This is a genomic window from Sorangium sp. So ce834 (genome assembly GCF_051521425.1).
Taxonomy (GTDB): domain Bacteria; phylum Myxococcota_A; class Polyangia; order Polyangiales; family Polyangiaceae; genus Sorangium; species Sorangium cellulosum_D.
On the sequence record NZ_CP150351.1, the window covers coordinates 8,114,342 to 8,131,946 of the forward strand.

The 17,605-nt window shown below is 67.9% G+C and carries 13 protein-coding genes; 5 read left to right on the forward strand and 8 right to left on the reverse strand.

The genetic code is table 11. The features are described from left to right. Positions 1–101 precede the first annotated feature (101 nt). Positions 102–1,157 (forward strand): hypothetical protein, encoded by a 1,056-nt coding sequence (locus WMF20_RS29440; RefSeq protein WP_437605235.1) that lies wholly within the window; start codon positions 102–104, stop codon positions 1,155–1,157. Positions 1,158–1,868: 711 nt separating this feature from the next. Here the strand turns inward: WMF20_RS29440 and WMF20_RS29445 are convergent. From WMF20_RS29445 to WMF20_RS29460, 4 genes are all read right to left on the reverse strand, one after another. After that, on the reverse strand, positions 1,869–2,429 hold the full coding sequence (locus WMF20_RS29445; RefSeq protein ID WP_437605236.1) for a sigma-70 family RNA polymerase sigma factor: 561 nt from the start codon (positions 2,427–2,429) through the stop codon (positions 1,869–1,871). Positions 2,430–2,541: 112 nt separating this feature from the next. Then, on the reverse strand, positions 2,542–3,081 hold the full coding sequence (locus WMF20_RS29450) for an RNA polymerase sigma factor (RefSeq protein ID WP_437605237.1): 540 nt from the start codon (positions 3,079–3,081) through the stop codon (positions 2,542–2,544). A gap of 85 nt (positions 3,082–3,166) precedes the next feature. Next, positions 3,167–4,147 carry a helix-turn-helix transcriptional regulator gene (locus WMF20_RS29455; RefSeq protein WP_437605238.1) on the reverse strand — a complete coding sequence of 327 codons (981 nt, stop codon included), beginning with the start codon at positions 4,145–4,147 and terminating at the stop codon, positions 3,167–3,169. 33 nt (positions 4,148–4,180) lie between these two features. After that, positions 4,181–5,239, reverse strand: coding sequence for an RNA polymerase sigma factor (locus WMF20_RS29460; RefSeq protein WP_437605239.1), 1,059 nt, complete (start codon positions 5,237–5,239; stop codon positions 4,181–4,183). 223 nt (positions 5,240–5,462) lie between these two features. Between WMF20_RS29460 and WMF20_RS29465 the strand changes: the two genes are divergently transcribed. The 4 genes from WMF20_RS29465 (at position 5,463) to WMF20_RS29480 (ending at position 10,289) form a co-directional block, all read left to right on the forward strand. Beyond that, complete coding sequence (locus WMF20_RS29465) at positions 5,463–6,566, forward strand: hypothetical protein (RefSeq protein ID WP_437605240.1); 1,104 nt, start codon at positions 5,463–5,465, stop codon at positions 6,564–6,566. A gap of 20 nt (positions 6,567–6,586) precedes the next feature. Further along, positions 6,587–8,221, forward strand: coding sequence for a hypothetical protein (locus WMF20_RS29470; RefSeq protein ID WP_437617184.1), 1,635 nt, complete (start codon positions 6,587–6,589; stop codon positions 8,219–8,221). A gap of 36 nt (positions 8,222–8,257) precedes the next feature. Beyond that, positions 8,258–9,811, forward strand: a complete 1,554-nt coding sequence (locus WMF20_RS29475; protein ID WP_437605241.1) for a hypothetical protein — start codon at positions 8,258–8,260, stop codon at positions 9,809–9,811. A 97-nt stretch (positions 9,812–9,908) separates the two neighbouring features. After that, positions 9,909–10,289: a hypothetical protein gene (locus WMF20_RS29480; RefSeq protein WP_437605242.1), complete on the forward strand. Its 381-nt coding sequence runs from the start codon at positions 9,909–9,911 to the stop codon at positions 10,287–10,289. Between the two features lie 45 nt (positions 10,290–10,334). On the opposite strand, the gene WMF20_RS29485 is transcribed toward WMF20_RS29480, so the two are convergent. The 4 genes from WMF20_RS29485 to WMF20_RS29500 all read right to left on the reverse strand — a co-directional run bounded on the left by WMF20_RS29485 (position 10,335) and on the right by WMF20_RS29500 (position 17,440). Next, entirely contained in the window at positions 10,335–11,276 is a 942-nt protein-coding gene (locus WMF20_RS29485; protein WP_148314137.1) for a poly(ethylene terephthalate) hydrolase family protein, read from the reverse strand. A 1,159-nt stretch (positions 11,277–12,435) separates the two neighbouring features. After that, positions 12,436–13,488, reverse strand: a complete 1,053-nt coding sequence (locus WMF20_RS29490) for an IS110 family transposase (protein ID WP_437597185.1) — start codon at positions 13,486–13,488, stop codon at positions 12,436–12,438. Positions 13,489–14,332: 844 nt separating this feature from the next. Next, positions 14,333–14,920, reverse strand: coding sequence for a hypothetical protein (locus tag WMF20_RS29495; RefSeq protein WP_148314136.1), 588 nt, complete (start codon positions 14,918–14,920; stop codon positions 14,333–14,335). Between the two features lie 2,154 nt (positions 14,921–17,074). Then, positions 17,075–17,440, reverse strand: a complete 366-nt coding sequence (locus WMF20_RS29500; RefSeq protein WP_437605243.1) for a hypothetical protein — start codon at positions 17,438–17,440, stop codon at positions 17,075–17,077. Positions 17,441–17,605 lie beyond the last annotated feature (165 nt).

The following is a 17,605-nucleotide window of genomic DNA, read 5'->3' on the forward strand; positions in this document are numbered from 1 at the left end:
GGCTTCCAGCGCGGCGTCAGACGCGAGCTCGACAATGAGGCATCCGTTTTTGTTTTTGCGTTTGCGCTCCTCGTCCGCCACAAAGCTACGAGGAGGTTCGTGTGAAGAAGATCATTCTAATGGCGGCTGTAAGCGTCTCGGCGTGCGGCGCTCAGGACGACGGCAAAGGCGCGGGCGACCACGGCTTTCCCCTGGACGGAACGGGCATTGGTGACGACAGCGTTCCGTCGGCCGTTGTGGGGTCGGTCGGCGGCGAACCCGTAGCCGAATCGCAGGAGGCTGTGAGACTGGGCTGCTCCGACGTCTGCGGTGCTGCGGTCGGCGCCGTGCCCGCTATCGCGCGAGCTTGCCTGCCCTTCGGAGTCGCCGGCGCCCTCGCATGCGGCCTGGCGACAACGGTGGCTTGCAGCGAGGCGTGCGTCCAGAGGGGGCGTCGATGCGTCAAGCACGGGCGAAATGGCAAGGCGTGTGCCAATAGCACTCGCTTCTGGTGGTGCGACAGCCAGATCGACGGCAACAAGGTTCGCGCTTGGTACGAGCTGGCGAGCCTGCGCCAGCCCGGAGTAGTGCAAACGGAATGGGCGCCTAGCCAGGGCTGCATCATGGTCCGTTCTCTGAGCCGCGACAACTTGAAGCGCTTCCGCGTGTGCACCCAGCAAGAAGGATGCAGCGAGTGGATCCCTGCGAACGGTGCCGTCGCGAGCGCGGCTGTATACGACGACGAGCAGACGCCAGACATCAGCTTAACGCCGCTCTGCAGGTACTGGAACGGAACGAATCTCGATCACTTCTACACGGCCAGTCGAGACGATTCCGGTGCCGCCTTCTTCGGATACAGCTTCGAGACGTCAGAAGGAACGATCCTGCGCAATGCCGAAGATGGGACCGTTCCGATTTATCAATACTGGAATCCGACCATCGGCGACCATTTCTACACGACAAACTGGGGTGAGTTGGGAGGGGGCGGATTGGGCTATGGGTACGAGGGTATAACCGGATACATTCTTCCCGAGCAGTATGCCGGCACGGTGCCGCTTCATCGCTATTGGTCTGCGAGCGCCGGCGATCACTTCTACACGAAGGCCTATCATCCGGACGGTTTCTGCTACGGACATTGTTGGGCATACGAGGGCATCCTCGGGTATGTCCTTCCATGATGGGCGGGCCGCGGCTTCGGCACGCCTGCGTTACATGCCGCGGTCGTCCATCTTGGTCAGTGCCTCGGCGAGCTCCGCTCCACTCGTCACACTCGCCAGCATCCTGACCCGCGCCGTCTCCATTGACGATGAGGTAGGGGTTGGCGTCATTTAGGCGCCGCTCGGTCGGCTGCTCGTCCTGCCGCTGGCGACCAGCGACGAGATCGAGCCCGCACCGATGGGCCCCCCCGACCGGCTCGTCTCACTCGGGGATAACGCCGAGCCGGCAACCAGGCAGGCGGACAAGCACACCTGTCCTGCCCCCTTTCGATCGTCAGCATGCTCGAAGGCATCGACGCGCCCGAGGCAGAGCGCTGGCACGGGCGGAGTACGGGCGCGTCGCGCTGGCGGGCGCAGCACTCGAGCGCGAGTTCGACGCCTACTACGGCAGAGACGCGGGGGCCGCTCGCCCAGGTCGGCGGGTTCCGTCATCGCCCGGCCGCGCTGCACCGACGCGAGCTCGGTGGAGTTCGCGCCGAGCTCGGCGCCTCTTCTTCGCCCCGAAGCGCGAGGATGTTGCCGAGCAGCTCTCGCTTGACCCGCTGGCGGTGCCTGCTCCGACGGGCGACACCTTGGTGACCCCTTTGAACATCATAAGAGCGCCAAGCATCCGCTCTACCTCATGGTCGTCCAAGTCGCGCCGGAAGTGCACAACCAGGCCTTTGACGCTCATCACAGCGTCACTCCGTACGCGGAGATTTCTCTGGCTTCCCGAAGCCTAATAGCGTCACGTAGCGCATCGATGGCCTTTGCACGTCGCTTGTAGAGCGTAGAGAGAGGGAGCCCTGCGTCTTCGGCTATCTTGGCCATAGAGACTCCGTTCAGGTCGTGTGCTACGAGCACAAATCGCAGCTCCGGATCGAGCTCGTTCACTGCGTCGATGGTGCTGGTCCTGATGTTGTCGCACTCCATCACATCAGCAGCGTCCGGCGCTGGATCGAGCGCTTCGATCAGATCGACCAACTCCTCCCTGCGGTGCTGCGCCCGCTCGTGGTAGTGCGAGGCGACGTGTACGGTGATCGCGTTCAACCAGCGCTCCGGCCTGCCGCGCTTCGGATCGAACCTGGGCCAGCTCTCCCAGGCGTCGAGCCAAACTTGACCTGCGACGTCGCCACGATGGCACAGCGGTACCCCCAGCCTCCCCAGCCAGCGCAGCACGGCACGAACCAGCGTCGGGGAAAACAGGCGCGCGTGCGCGGCAGCGCACTCGTCTTCATTCGACGGACCACACATAGCTCCATTCCCCCCGGGCAATCTCCCGTCCTATGATGATGGCTCGCCAGCGCACATATGCGGCACCGGTCAGCGGTCCTCCCTGCAGATGGTCCGCTAACAAACGGAGGCGTTAGCCGCAGCTATTCAGCTGCCGGGGCGGTGCCATCCTCGCCAACATGCTCCTAAGGGCGAGCAGCGTCGGAGCATCCTTCAAGCGGAGCGCTCTTCGCAGTTGCTTTCTTCCACGCTGCAAGCGATTCTGGATTGTGTTGGGATTCTGGCCATGCTCGGCCGCGATCTCCTCAGCGGTGTACCCCAAAGCGGAATTCGCCACGGCGTCGCGCAGAGACGGACTGAGCCGTTCCAAGCCGCGTAGGCTGAGCAGCGCCTCCACCTGCTCGGATGGCGGCGGCATGTAGCCATCCATCGCCGGATGCGTGTACGAGGCGCGGCCTTTTTCCCACTGGTGCTGGTGTTCCCTGTAGTGCGTTGTGTGGTGCCACGTGACGACGAACAGCCAGCGCCTCACCGCCTTCTCTACCGACAGACGCTCGCTCGCATGGAACCCGCCTGCCTCGACGGTTCGCCAAGCGGATAGAAGAATCTCCTGCATCACGTCTGAACGGTCGCACTCTGGAACCTTGAGTCGACGCAGGTTGTCCTTGATCATGGAACTGTTTCGCACGATGGCCTCGAATGGAACTCGTGTCTCGGAGCGACTGCCCATTTGCTCTGAACGCGAGGGGCGGCCGCGCTCACCCATGGCTCCCTACTCCTGGAAGTGTCGTGTTCAGCGACGAGCGCTCAACGTCCTCCCAATCCGATCCGCGTACCGGACTGGACCCACCTTCGTCGCGCCGTAGCGGGGAGCTCGTCAGCGTGGCAGCGCGACGGGCGAGCTCGGCGCCCGCCTCGGCGCGAGCAGGCAGCGGCGACCGCAGCCGCGGCTGTGGAGGCGGCGGGAGCTTCGCCCGTGGGCTCCTGGCCGCAAGCTCGGGAGACGGCACCACGGGCGGAGGAACGTCGAGCGCGCGAGGGGGTATCGTAGGCGGAGTCGGCGGCACCGGGCTCGGCGCCGGTGACGACGCTGGACGCGCCGAGCTCTCGCGCTTGGTGACGGGCTCGCCGAGCTGGATTACCACGGTCTCCTCTGCGTCCGCCCGGTAGGCGTCGTGCAACCGCCACAGGCGCTCCCAGTACCGCGCCGGCGCCCCCGTGAAGGCTTCCAGCTGCCGCGCGAGGCCGGGCGTTATCGACACGTCGCTCCGCAGCAGCCGCTCCACCTCCCTCGGCTCCAGCCCTGTGCTCTCGGCCAGTTTTCGCTTCCACGAAGGAATCGTCGCGCAGAACGATTCGAGGACCCTGCCTGGCCAGGGGACCGGGCGCGCGCGGGCGTCTGTCAGCTCTGCGAGCGCGGCGTCGACATGACAATCCAGAAGGCGCCGGTATCGGTCCCGCTCCTCCGCTGCCTGCTCCTTCGCATCCGTGAGGGCCGACGTCTCGTCATCATGCGCGTGCTCGCGCGCCTCGCGAAGCCCGCGTTCGCGTCCCAGCGCTTCGCGCGCCGTGATCGCGAAGCCGATCGCGACGCAGGATATCATCGCGAGCCCGAGCGGCGAGACGAGCCACATCGCAGCTAGCATGTCCTCCATAAGTTTCTCCTCCTCGACGTGAGCATTCCTGTTCGACGCAAGGCGGATCTCAGCCTTGCCGCCCGACGACAGCACCGTCCTCACCGCTTGCTCAGCTCTCGATGGACAGCCGACGAGTCAGCGAATTTGTATCAGGAGCGCTTCACGCTCCGCAGCGAGCTGCCCTTGCGGGAACTCCCGTGCATGCGTCTCGAGCAATCGTCGCGCCTCGGCATCTGCGACTGCGCTATGGGCCTCGATGGCCCTTCGGGCCTCGTCGATGAGGCCCTGCTCGCGCTCGGTGACGGCTGGGACCACGGCGCGGACGGGGAGCGAGGTACGACGAACCGACGCGCCTGACGGGACCGGTGCTCGTGCGTCTCGGGCCTGCGCCGGCTGCGCCGTATCCTGCGCGGCCGTCGCGGCCGCCGCGCGCATCGGGAGTTGGGCCGGTGGCTGCACGATCTCCTCCACGGCCGGTGCGGGCGCAGGAGCGCGCACCACCGCCGCCCGCAACCACGACTCCGGGCTGAACGAGTCCGGCAACGTCGCGATGACGGCGCCGGTCAGCACGACTACCGCCCCCTGCACCAGGATCTTGATGCCCAGACGGCCTAGCTTGCTCAGCCACCCCTCGCGGCCGCGCAGATCGAAGGCGAACGGGACGCATGGAGCGTCGTCCCATCCGCGCGAGCGTTGCCGCGCCCTCCAGCGTTCCACGGCCGCGGCGAGGTCCTCGAGCGCTCGGCGGTAGTGTGTCCTCACCGTCTTCGGCTTGAGCCCCAGCTCGGAGGCGATCTCGACGAGCGGCACCTCCTCGATCCCGTGCTTGATCAAGATGTCGCGGTACTTGGGGTCGACCTGGTTGATCAGGTCGCGGATGAGCTCCTCCCGCTGCTGCCTGCGGAGCATCTCTTCCGGAGTCGGGCACTCCGCCCGAAAGTCGTGGTCGTCGAACGAGGTCAGGACTTCCCCCCGACGGCGTTCGTTCCGGACGTGGTTCCGCGCCTGGTTCAGGACGATGGTGGCACCGTACGACGCTCGGGCCTCCCCGAGCTCGACCCGCAGATCCGCTTCGAGTCTCCGCAGCAAGGCGTCCTGCGCGAGGTCCTCCGCGTGCCGCGCAGGGACCCCGAAACGCCGCGCGAGGCGCCGGAAGAACTCGAAGCCGGTAGGGGTGCTGCCTGGCTCGCCCATGACCGGTAGAACACCTGAGCCGCCTGCAGGGCTTCAAGAAAATGCAGGGCGGCTCCAGGGTTGGTCGGGCAAAGTACGACATGTAGGTCTACGGGGTGCGCGACTGCACGAGCAGCGATGGCCGCATTCCCTGTTCGGGCGAGTTTTTTCTCGTCCGATCGTCCTGGTCCTGCCAGTTTCAGCGCCGTTGACGCGCCACGGCTGGCGTAAGTACTGTCGATGCATGCGTTTCGTTGCGCAATCGCTCTGGATATGCCTGATGCTTGGCGTCGCGATCGGCACCACGCATCCGGTCCGTGCCGAGGAACGCAATCCGGCCTCCGCACGAAGTGACGGCTCGATCGTAAAGGATCAGCTTCGCCGCGCCCGACGAGCTCGGGCATCGGGAAAGTGGACCGAGGCGCACGCCGCTTACAAGGCAGCATTCGAGGCGATCGACTCGACATCTGTTACAGAGAGAGAATCCGCTGAGGTCGCTGGAGAGCTGGGCCTCTGCGAGCTCAAGTTACGCAAGTTTCGTGACGCAGCGGAGCACCTGGCTTGGAGCCTTGAGCGGCGCAAGGCCCTTTCTCCTGAACAGCAAAAAAGATTCGCGGACGGACTGGCCAAGGCCGTTCAGTTCGTCGCGACGCTCTATCTGTCGGTAGATCCGCCGGATGCCGAGGTGCTCATCGACGGCAAGCCCATCGGCCGACCCAGGCGCACCTACACCCTGTTCTTCGAGCCTGGCAAGCACATGGTGCGGGCCCGAGCACCGGGCCGTGAGGAAGGATCCCAGACGCTGGACGCGCAGGCGGCGACGGAGCCGACCATGACGATACAGTTGCCGCGCGCGGCCGTGAGCAGCGCCAAGGAGGGCGCGCCCGCGGTACCGAAAACCGCGAGCGCATCGCCCGCTTCGCGCCCGCAGGCTCCCGGGCAGCCGGCGTCGTGGCCGACGACGCTGCGAATCGCCGGGACCGCCGTCACGACGGCCACCCTGTCCGCGGGCAGCCTGCTCATGATCCGGGCCACCAGTCTTGACGGCGATCTGAGCGAACGGCGCGACGGGCTCAACGGCGGTACGGCGGCGAGCGGGTCCAGGTGCTGGCGAGCGGCGGACCGCCCGGCGTGCGCTGACCTGCTCCGCCTCCGAGACGAGCGCAACCTGTCCGCGGGCGTGGGCACGGCCATGCTCATCGCCGGCGGTGTGATCGGGGCAGCGACCGCCGCGTCGTTTTTCACGGACTTCTCCTTCCTGGGGCTCACGCCGGCTGAGGATCGGATCCACGCCTCGCCCGTGGCGACCGGGCGAGAGATCGGCGTGATGATCGAGGGGCTGTGGTGAGGACATCGGGGGCCGAGCAGATGCGTTCGAAGGAGGGCCGGCGCGTGGCGACGTCCGTCGTCGCCGTCGCGATCTTCATGTGCGGCGCGAGCACGCTGACAGGGTGCCCGTACTCCGACCCTTGCTGGGAGGTGGAGGCGTGCGAACCCGATCCGGTGCCTCCGCCCGGTCCGTGCGAGGGAGAGCCCGGCACGGCGCCGGCGCTGGATGAATGCGGGGTGTTCGTTAGCGAGCAGGGCGACGACAACAGCCCCGGAACGAAGGGCGCGCCGGTGAGGACGTTGCAACACGCGATCGGGCTCGCCGCGCATGGGCGAAGCTACGGCGAGGCAGCGACCCGGCGCGTGTACGCGTGCGGCGGGGAGTTCGCGGAGACGATCTCGTTGCCCTCGGGGGTCGACCTCTGGGGCGGGCGTCTATGTGACGGCGGGGATTGGTCATATCAAGGGTCGTTCGGTGGGCCGGAGCACCCGACGATCATCGCTCCGCCGGGAGGGATCCCGCTGCGGGTCCTCGGGGAGGAGGGGACGGTGCTCGCGCGGGACGACACGACGTCGGTGATCGCCGGCGTGCGAGTTGTCGCGGCGAACGCCTCGGCGCCCGATCGCAAGTCGTCGATCGCGATGGTTCTGAGCACGGGGGCCAGGGCGATCGTGCAGGACAGCGTGATCGTCGCGGGCAACGGCAAAGACGGGGAGCCGGGCGGGGACGCGCCGAGCTATCGAGCGACGGATGGCCTTGAGGGGAACGACGGCGCGTCAGCCTGCACCGCGGACTCCCCGACGGGCGCCCTTCCGGTGGTCACCGTGTGCGACGACGGCATCGAGTCGACGGGCGGCTATGGCGGTGACGGCGGACTCGACGTCGGTGGCGATGGCGCACCGGGACAGCCGGTCCCTGCGGAGGATTCCGAGCGCGACGGCCACGCCGGGCTCGGCGCGGATCTCGGGCGATGCAGCGAAGGGGGCGATGGCGCAGACGGCGCAGACGCCGGTCGCGCGCGTGGTGCCTTTGGGTCAGGCATCCTCAGCGGCGATGGCTGGATCGGTGTCCGTGGCGGGGACGGGAAGCGAGGCGGCACCGGCCAGGGGGGCGGCGGCGGCGGCGGCAGCAAGTCGCGCGGGCCCATGGTCGCTTGCCGGGCAGGCGGCCCCCAGGGGGGGGCCGCCGGCGGCTCGGGAGGAAGCGGCGGCTGTGGCGGTCAGGGCGGCTTTGGCGGCGGCTATGGCGGCGCGAGCATCGGGATCGTTGCGCTGGACGGCACGGAGCTCACGGTCGCGGCCAGCGACGTGTTTACGGGCCAGGGCGGCCAAGGCGGCGTGGGCGGGACGGGCCAACCGGGGGGGGTGGGTTGGTCTGGTGGTAATGGGGGCGGGACTTCTGACGCTGGCATGTGGACGGGGTGCCCTGGCGGTTGGGGAGGCAACGGCGGTCGCGGAGGCGATGCCGGGGGCGGGCTCGGCGGCGCATCCGTCGGCATCGCCTACGTGGTGCCCAACTTCGCCATTCGACCCGGGACCACCATTGTTCCCGGACCCGCCGGTAATGGTGGCCTCGCGGGGAACGCCGGCCCGGAGGACGAGGTGGGCAAAGGGGCGGACGGCCCGTGGGGGGAGCTCTATCGTTTCGGTGCGGCAAGCGAGCCGCCCCATTGACTCGCGTTCGCGAGACGCTGCCAGCGAGGGATACCGATGCGCCTGAATACCGCAATCCTCTTGGTCTTTCTTCTGCCGCTCGCCGCGGCCGGTTGTGGCACGGCGCCGGGGGTGAACGACCCTGACGGTGCGCCGCCGTGCGGCGGTCCATCGACGTGCGCAGGTGATCCGATCCCTGAGTCGGTTTGCCTAGAGCATCTCGCGGCGGGGCGGGCGATGGACGGCTGCGGCGTGTTCGTCAACGATCCGGTTCTCGGCGGTGACGACGCGAACGCCGGCACGAAAGACAGGCCCGTCACTTCCCTGCCGCGCGCCATCGAGCTGGCGCGCACCGGGCGCGGTCGGGTGTTCCTCACCCGCAATGCTTTCGTGGAGTCCATCACGCTGCCCTCCGGGGTGGATATCTATGGAGGCTTCGACTTCTTGGAATGGGAACGGCTGCGGGAGGTTGAAGAGCCGGTGTACGGCATGGCCAAGCTCAGTGCCCCGGTTGGGCACATCCCGCTGACCGTCGAGCCGGCACGGGCTGGCGACACGGGGGCTGCGGATGGCGTCTCGATCATCGATCACGTGTTCGTCCGCAGCCCAAGGCATATCGGAATGATCGTTCGTTCGGGCAGCGAGGTAGAGATCATCGGAAGCTGGATCGAAGCCGAGCAGGGATTGAGGGGCCGCCATGGGGAGAAATGGCCGGGCCGGGCAGCGTCGGGGCCGGACGGGCAGTATGGGGGAGACGCGTGCTCCGCAGCGACGGTCCCGGGTGGGGCTCCGGCGGTGAACTCTTGCGAGGGAGGGGTCCCGAGCGTCGGTGGCAAAGGAGGCGACGGGCTCGCGGACGGCGCTGGAGATGGGGAAGACGGCGAGCCCGTACCTCAGCCGAACCCCAACCACGATGGGGAAGGAGGACGCGGGAACCGGGCAGACGGTGGTTGTAGCAGCGGCGTCGCCGGGAAAAGCGGTATGTGGGGTGCCGCCGGCGCACCGGGCAAGGGCCGCGGGCGGATCGATGAGACCGGATGGCACCCCGACAGGGCCGGCGACGGCGCGCGGGGGATGCCGGGCCAAGGCGGCGGCGGGGGCGGCGGGCGTCGCGGTGGGCTCGCGGCGTGCGGCGTGGCCACCAAGGGCGGCGCCGGTGGCGGCTCCGGAGGCGCGGGCGGCTGCGGGGGGCGGGGCGGCAGAGGCGGCGAGAACGGGCAGCCGAGCATCGCGATGGTGGCGCTCCACGCGAAGGTGACGGTGCGCGATAGCATCATCACCGCCCGCGACGGGGGCAAAGGCGGCGACGGCGGGGAGCCGGAGGAAGGCGGCCCTGGCGGGCGTGGCGCACCAGGAGGCGCCTTCGGGGACGGCATGTGGTCCTGCCAGGGTGGCAGCGGCGGCCTCGGAGGCGACGGCGGCTACGGCGGTCCCGGGCGCGGCGGCGACTCGATCGCCATCGCCTACCTCGACGAGGACCAGCTCACGCTGGAGGGGGTCACCTTCGAGATCGGGCTGCCGGGCCCAGGCGGAACGAGCTGGGATTGGTCTGGCGAGGAGATCACGGGGGAGGACGGCATCGCTGTCGAGACGCTGCGCTTCCCTGAGTAGGGTCGACGGGGAGGCTCTGTGAACCGGTACCGATAGCGCGTTAGCGGCGACGCGCCCGGGCCCACGCGACAGCGCACGTGAGCCTGATGTCAGCAAGATGGACGGTCGCGCCGAGCTCCAGGAATCTCACGCCAGGCCGCGGTGCCGAGCCCATGGCTTTCAAGCGGCGCACGTCGACGAGAGCCTGCTGAGCGCGTTCCCGCGCAGCGTCATTCCAGAGGAGCGGCGGCGGCGAGTCTACTGGAACGGCGTGCTCGCGCGCGCGGAGGTGAGCTCCAGCTACAAGCCGGCGCGCAAGCTATGGCGTCGCGAGCGACAAGGCCACTACATGCCCAGCACGGTCGGCGTGCGAGTCGCCGGCGAAGCGGGCAAGCCGGACACCTACGTGCCGCTCGATCGCCTGCTAGGTTGCGACATCCTCGAAGAACAGGGCGCGCCAGACGCAGCCAGCCGGGCTCATGTCACGAGCCCGTCCTGAAACGTGATGCTGCCGAGCACGAACGTCTGCTCGGTGTACCGCCTGTCACTCGTTCCAGTTCTTCCACTCGTTCCAATTCTTGGACTGAGTCTGCCACACGCCCGTGTTGTTGTAGTCGCCACCGTCTTTGAGGAACGCGTCCTTGCGGGAGTTCTCCCCGCCGAGGTGCCAACGCATCCAAGCAACGTTCGCTCCGGCGCCGTCCCAAGGCCCCGAGCCGTGACCACCGCCCTTCATCTTGCCGAGCCAGACTGGCCCCTTGTTGCCGGCGTTGTTGAAGTCACCCTCGGCGTTGGGCGCCTCTTGACCCGTTTCACCGTAGATGATGCCGACAGGGATCTTGAGATTGACGAGGGCGTTGTGCTCGAAGGAGCCGCTGTTGTTGAGCAACGCGGTGGAGACGCGCTTATCGGTTTGAGCAGCCGCTTCCGACGACAGCCCGCCCATCGAGTGCCCGAACACACCAACGCGGTCGAGGATCAAGCGGCCGTACATGGGGCTGTTCTGATCGGCGTCCTGAGCCTCCAGCCAATCGATCGCCGCCGACATGAGCACGGCGTCGCCCGTCGACTCTCGAATACCGACGAGGACGAAGCCGTGCGAGGCCATGCGCGTCAGCAGCTGTAGGTAGTCGCGAGGAGGGGTACCTCCGCCCGGACCCCAAATGGCCACCGGGTGCTTCTTGTTGGGCTCGGTGGTGAGCGTCGTCGGCCTGACGAGAATGTGGCCACCGCCGCTGAACGAGAGGTCCTGAACCGTCGTCTCGAGCGGTCCGTTAGCGTTCACATTGTCACCCGCCAGCACCACTTCGGGCCGATTGACCTGGCCGCCGCTACCGCCCGCGCCCGAGTCGCTGCCTCCGGAGCTCGTGCCGGTGCCTGCGGACCCCGCAGTGGTACCACCCGAGCTGTTGCCAGCGGCCTCGCCCGTGCCGCCCGCTCCGGCGGGGTCAGCGCCGCCGCCAGAGCTGGTATCGGTTCCGCCCAAGCCCGCGGCACCCGAGCTCGAACCGCTCGCCCCTGGGCTGTAGCCGTCGCCGGGAGCGGACTCGCTCGAGCAAGCAAGAACTAGAATGAGAACAGAAGGAGCTAGTTGCCTCATGGGATACCTCGGAGCTCCGAGCGCGCTTTCTTGACGACGGCCCTCAGGCCAACCTGCTACCGGAGCGGAAAAATCCGAACGACTCGCTGCTGTGCGGCGGCTGCGATGTGAGCGCACACATGGCCCGATTCCGCTACGAAGTCCACCTATTCCGCTGCCGCGCGATTGTTCAAACCGCGCTAAACTCGAGGACTTCGGCCGGACGGCTCTAGCGCCCGACGGCGGGAGTATCGTCACCTCGTGAGCCTGACCGAGCCGACCGACTTTCCCATGCCGGAGGTTGACGCCAATGGGGTCGACCAGTAGTGTACAGCTATACGGTAGGATGCCTTCCGCTTGGTGCCAGTAGTGTACAGCTATACGGTAGGATGCCTTCCGCTTGGTGCGACGTCGCGGTAATCGCAGGCGGTTCACGAGTGGAAGGCCTGTCTGATCGCATAAGGCCCGTTCTGTCGACAAACTCGTACAGTCGGACTGCACGAGCCAGCAACGGCTCCGAGAATCTTGCTTTGCGGAACGCGTTTGCTTGTCCTTCTATGGAACGTAGTGTCAAGCCAGATCCCTCCCGATCGCCGACCGTCCTCTTCAACGGAGGCGTCCGCTCCCAGTCGGCACGTGCGGCGTGGCTTGTCCGGGTTCGGCTGGCTTTTGCGACGGGGCTTGCCCGCGTTCAGCTGGCAAGCGCGGCGAGCCTTGAGCGCTTCCCGGTCGGTCACGCGTCCGCGATTGGCGTTGGAACCGCTGGCCAATACGGAGGATGACGGTAGCTCCCTTTCTGGGGTGTTTTCGCTGGCATCCTCGACGAGATCGAAGCCCTGTTGTTCTCGCGCACGGAGCGGGAACCATCCTTCTATCTGGGCCTCTTCTGACCATGGCTTCTTTCGGTACTCCGAGGGGGCATAGCCTATCCGAGGGACCTCAGGTCGACTGCGCCTGGGCCAGGACAAGCATGGATACTCACCCTCGAACCTTGCTCGTCTCCAGCTGCTGCGCCGGCGATTACACCGCTGCTGGGGATTGATAAATCCACACGTGAGACGAGTCTTTAGCCTTGCTTGCGATGCTTCGTCAGGTCGTACTTCTCCTTGCTCTTCCACATCGAAAGAGCGATTGCGGCGATCTTGCGGGCGATCGTCAGCTTCGCCAGGTTCGGCTTCGTGCCCGCATCGATCAGCCGCTGGTAGTCCTGTTGCAACGGCTCGTTCGGCAGCTGCGTGATCACCGTCGTCGCCGCGCCCTTGAAGACGTTCTTCAGCGTGCGGTTGTGATTCAGGTTCAAGCCGCGCGTCTTCTGTACCTCGGCCCGCCTCCAGCCGCCTTCTTTGTTCTGGATCCAGTCCGACGTCGAGCGCATCACGATCCCGAGGCCGCAATACGACCAGAACTGCCGCTTGGTCCGGAACCGCGCCGGCGACACGACGATGGGCATCATCTGCGCCACCCGGATCGGCCCCAGCCCAGGGCACGACTCGAGCACCCGGCTCATCGGGTGTCGGTGCGCTTCGGCGACGAGGCCCTTCTCCGCTCGCCGCCGCACCGCTTCCACCGCATCGTACTGCGCGTAGAGCATCGTCGCCGCCGCACGGCTCGCGTTGGGCAGCTTCTCCAAAAACTCCCCGCGGCCCTGCTCCGAGTACACGCTCTTGCCCGCCACGGCCACGCCGCGCGACCGAAGCAACGCTTTGATCCGGTTCTGCACCCGCACCACGTCCTGCACGATCATCGCGTGGGTGCGGCCCAGTTCGCCCAGCGTCTTGTACTCGCCCACCTCCTTGAACACGCGCGTCTTGATCGCTCCCGTGCGCAGTTGCTCGGCCAGCCGGAACGCGTCGCGCTCGTCGCTCTTCTGGCCTCGGCTCTCCGAGACCATCGCCACCACGATCTCCTCCGCGTGCGGCGAGAGGATCTCGTAGAGCCACCTGCTTTGCGTCCCTTCCTCGAACACCACGTGCCTCTTGCCGGTGATAGTCTTGAGTTGCTCCACGAGCGCTTGGCCGTTCGTCTCGACCACGTGCGACCCCTGCCGCTTGCCGCTCTCCCCAATCACCGCAAACGTCCTGCTTGCGGCGTGAACATCCAGACCGATATACTTCTGCACTGGCGCCCCCTTTCGCAGCTGCGTGGACCTGCAAACCAGCGCTGGCCTCGACGAACGGAGGGCGCCAGCCCTTCCGCAGGCTCGCTGTCATGGGCTCGCTCGCCTCGACGCCACCCTCGCGGCCAGTCAGCCCCACCTGCCCCGAGCTCGAGCCCCCAGCGGAGCGCCCCTCCGCCGTCGCCCACGGTTCGCGTGAGGCACCGCGCGCAGCTCGTGTCCGGGCCGCCGCAGGCGCCCGCGCAGCGGGGCGATGCGCCTGGACACGAGCGAGCACGGTGCCACCGTCCCCAGGCGACGGCGAAGATGCGCCCACGTCGCCGGTCGGACCGGCGCCGTCGGCGCATGCGGGGATCTGCGGGCACGGGGCTGCGGACGCCACGTTCCCAACATGCCTATCCGCCGCGCCCGCGCGAGCGGAGGAGCCTCCGTCGGCAGACCCAGATGCCGCAGGATAGCGACGATCGCCGACGGCTCCTCCACGGTAGTTGCCGGCGGCGTAATCGGCGAGCGTGGCCTTGAGCTCGGTGGTCATGAGGCTCGGGTTGCCGGCAGCCTCGAGTGATCGAGAAACGCAGACGTGCCCAGCGCACGCGCGCCGGTGCCCCGTCGTCGGGCTTCATCGGGTGGCTCATCGGCGCCTCCTTCGCGGCGGCGCCAACGCGGACATGGGGACGGCGCAGCTCCTCGACGGACACGGACCGGCCCGTGGCGGGCGCGCCGCCGCCCGCGGGTCTTGGCTCATGAGGGCCTCCTTCACGAGCGACGTCTCGTCGTCGCTCGAGTGTTCGACCCTACATTGCCGCGGAATCCCCGCGGAGATCACCTCCTCTGCGGGGCGCGAGGCTCAGGCGCTCCCCCTCAAGAAACGTGATCCGTAGGGCACCGAGATCGTCGTGAGCGGCGCCAGCAGCTCGAGCATCGTCCTCACCTGCTGCGTCTGCGTACCCTCGAGCCGATCGACGATCGAAGCCGGCACGCGCCCGACGTCGGCGCCGATGAGTCGCGCGCAGATCGAGACGAACACCCCCGTGCGCAGGAAGGGGCCCTGCCACCAGCCGAGCCATCGGCGCGTCGTGCGCGCCGGCACCCCAGTCCGCCGCCGGATCTTCGCAGCCGCGCGGAGGGCGAGCGCGACGATGGTCGCCAGGATCACCACCGCCCCCCAATAGACCCGCGGCCCGAGGAAGCGCACCGACGGCGGCATCGCGCGCTTCCGACAGCCCTCGCGCCGGCAGCACAAGCTGAACCGACGGGCGAACGCCTCGCCCGCTGGCGCGACGAGGGCCCCACGCGGCTTGCGGTCGCAGTCGCACCGGTGCAGCGGCCCGTCGCACACGGGGCAGCCCTCGGCCGCGACCCGGCGCGTCACCGCCTCGTCCACCTCCACCAGCACCCTGAAGAACCCGCGCCCAAGATGGGGGTCGTCCAGCATGGTCTACCTCCGGTCCTGAAACCCGGAGGGGAGCCCCCTCGGACGAACTTCACCAAGTTCAGTGAGGGGGCTTCCTTGTGCGCCCCTCAAACAAGTTGATCAGGATGGGCCCCAGCCCCCTCCATCTCCCTGACGGTTCTCATTCGCGCGCGGGCGGCTCGTCGGAGCGCGCCGTCGGGAAGGTCGCGGTCACGGCGCGCTGACTGCCGAACGCTTGGGGCTGCACACGATGCCGCCCGTGCAGCAGCGTCGCCCGCCAGCGCGGCCCGCCGACCGCGCGCCTGGAGCCGCCGACCGCGCGAGGGTAGCTACTCCTGCCACATCCGAACCTCCGTTGTTGTGGCGTTTCGGGTTCGGGACAGAGCCTGAACGAGCGCGCGTGAGGCGGCCCGAAATGGTAATTCTGACGATCCGGTAACTCGTCGCGAGTTACCGGGATCTAGTCAGGCGGGGAACCCGCTCTGATGACGCGCAGTTAGGCCGTTTCGAGAGAGCGCCCGAGGGGCCGATTTTGGAGGGGCGCGAAGGGGTCGATTTGGTAATTTCGCGCGGGGTCGGCTGCGCGTCTCCGGCGAGCCGCCGACCTCCGTTTTGTCGCATGCGACAGGGCGGCGCGCGCCGGGCACAACCGCGGGCCGGCCCGAGCGGCGCTGCGCGAGCTCGTCCTGGCGGACGCCGGGGCGGCCTGGGGCTGGCGCCTGGACGCGAGCACGCGGCGGGGCGCGAACTCGGCGCACGGGGCCGCGGAGCTCGTCCACACGGGAGGCTGACGGCAGGCGGAGCTCGTCCAGGTGGACGTACGCGCGGCCGGCGGACGCGGCGCCGGGAGGGCTGGCCCCGCTCGACGGCCGGGCGGTGGGATCGCCGGAGGGGTCACCCCGCACACCGAGGTCACCTGATCGGGCCCCAGCGAATGCCAGTCAGGTCACGGTGCCACGTGAGAACCGGCGTCCTCTTGGTCGCACGTTACATCAGACTTTAATGCCGTCACCCTCGCCAGGCGCCGACTCTTGTACTGTGCTTTAACGCTCTTTAAAGTTGAACGGAAAAATGAAGGCTTCGCCCTGGCAGGTTTGTGGTTCGGTGCTTTTGTAGACGCATGAGCTCGCGGCGCTGGTACGAGCTCGCGTGCGGAGTTGTCCGCGCGCCGAGCCACGTCCTGGAAGAGTGTTTCCAGATGAACAAGCAGACCCGGTGCCACCTGCGCGCGATCGCACGGCTGCACCCCGAGATCGGCAACCTGTGTGATCAGCTTGAAGCGCCCTGGAACGCCGTGCGAAGGATCGCGCACGCGCCGGGGGCGGCGGAGCAGTGGGAGCGCGCGGCGCAGGTGCTCGGTGAGCTCGTGGAGAAGCGCCGGGCGACGGCGCCACGCCGGTCGAGGCTGGAGGCTGCGCGCCTGGAGGCGCTGAAGCGAATGGGACCGCCGATGGAGGGGGGAGGAAGACTTGCAAGCAGCCTGCGAGCAGCGTGGGAGGCGGCAGAGCGCGGGACGCCCGCGGTCTCAAGCCCACGTCCGAGCGATCGGCATGCTAGTCTGCGGTGCAGAGCTACCCGCCGGGAAGCGCGCCAGTCGAGCACATGAAGCGGCGTCGCGTTGGACTTTCGCCGCGTACCTCTCCCGTGCGTGCCGATCGCGCCCGCTCGCCGATCCTAATTCAGGGAGCAGGCGACGCTGGCGCACGCGCGACGTCGTGCAGCTCCAGGTGCGTCAAGGAGTGCTGCCACGGCGCCGGTACGGCGCCGCGCTCGGCCCGATGGACGAGGCCGACGGCGCAACGTTCGCCGACGTCCGCCTCGATCTCTGCGACGGCGTCGCGCCCGCCCGGGGTGGACAAGGCCCGATGGGTGGCTCTACGTCGCCTCCACGCGCGGCGTCGCCGGAGCGCGCGAATTACCAAATCGATTCCTTCGCAAGCCCCCATTTTCTGCCCCTCGGCAGGGCTTTCCAGAACACCCAACCCCGCGATGCAACAGGGTGTTTTCCCCAGGCAGGTCTCCGGGCAATTCATGTCGAATCACCGGCGACACGGAATTACCGTTTCGTGCTCCTTTCAGAAGCGGCGGTCACGGTCGCGCACGAACCCAACACGAATGGAGGTATAGTATGACACGAGCGGCTCTCGCGCGTGTATCGGCACCGCTTGCTCTTCGTCAGGCTGGTAACGGCACGCTCGCCATCGACAGAGAGAGCCTGGAGACGCCCGCCGGCGGATGGTCCAGCCCGAAGGTGATCGGCCAGCCAGCGACGGCGACGGCAACCGCAACGCTCGCGATCCCGCTGGATGGGCTGACGATCACGGCGCCGCAGCCGGAGATGCTCTCGCAGAAGAACGTCGAGTCGGTCACCGGTATCCCGGCGCGCGTCTTCCTCGACACGATCCGCGCGCCGGGCTTTCCCCTGCTGATCACCAAACTCGGCAAGTTGCGCTTGGTCCAGCGCGAGTCGTTCGTTGCGTACCTGCGGGCGCTGGCCAGTGAGCCGGCGTCGCGTCGCACCGCCGAGGCGGATGAGAACACGCGGGTTGCCGCCGTGCTGGCCTCTGCCGGGCTCGAACCTGTTCCGCAGCCGCCCACCGGCCGAGCGAGCGCCCGTCATGCAGATGCGAGGCGTGCTAGCACCACTGTGTCGCGACCGGGCGGGGTGAGCCGACGCTCCCCGCAGGAATCTCCCGGAAGGCTGGA

Excerpts from the sequence above, each read along its gene's own strand:
- WMF20_RS29445 (WP_437605236.1), bottom strand. The coding sequence starts at position 2,429 with ATGTGTGGTCCGTCGAATGAAGACGAGTGCGCTGCCGCGCACGCGCGC.
- WMF20_RS29450 (WP_437605237.1), bottom strand. The coding sequence starts at position 3,081 with ATGATCAAGGACAACCTGCGTCGACTCAAGGTTCCAGAGTGCGACCGT.
- WMF20_RS29460 (WP_437605239.1), bottom strand. The coding sequence starts at position 5,239 with ATGGGCGAGCCAGGCAGCACCCCTACCGGCTTCGAGTTCTTCCGGCGC.
- WMF20_RS29465 (WP_437605240.1), top strand. The coding sequence starts at position 5,463 with ATGCGTTTCGTTGCGCAATCGCTCTGGATATGCCTGATGCTTGGCGTC.
- WMF20_RS29470 (WP_437617184.1), top strand. The coding sequence starts at position 6,587 with ATGCGTTCGAAGGAGGGCCGGCGCGTGGCGACGTCCGTCGTCGCCGTC.
- WMF20_RS29475 (WP_437605241.1), top strand. The coding sequence starts at position 8,258 with ATGCGCCTGAATACCGCAATCCTCTTGGTCTTTCTTCTGCCGCTCGCC.
- WMF20_RS29480 (WP_437605242.1), top strand. The coding sequence starts at position 9,909 with ATGGACGGTCGCGCCGAGCTCCAGGAATCTCACGCCAGGCCGCGGTGC.
- WMF20_RS29495 (WP_148314136.1), bottom strand. The coding sequence starts at position 14,920 with ATGCTGGACGACCCCCATCTTGGGCGCGGGTTCTTCAGGGTGCTGGTG.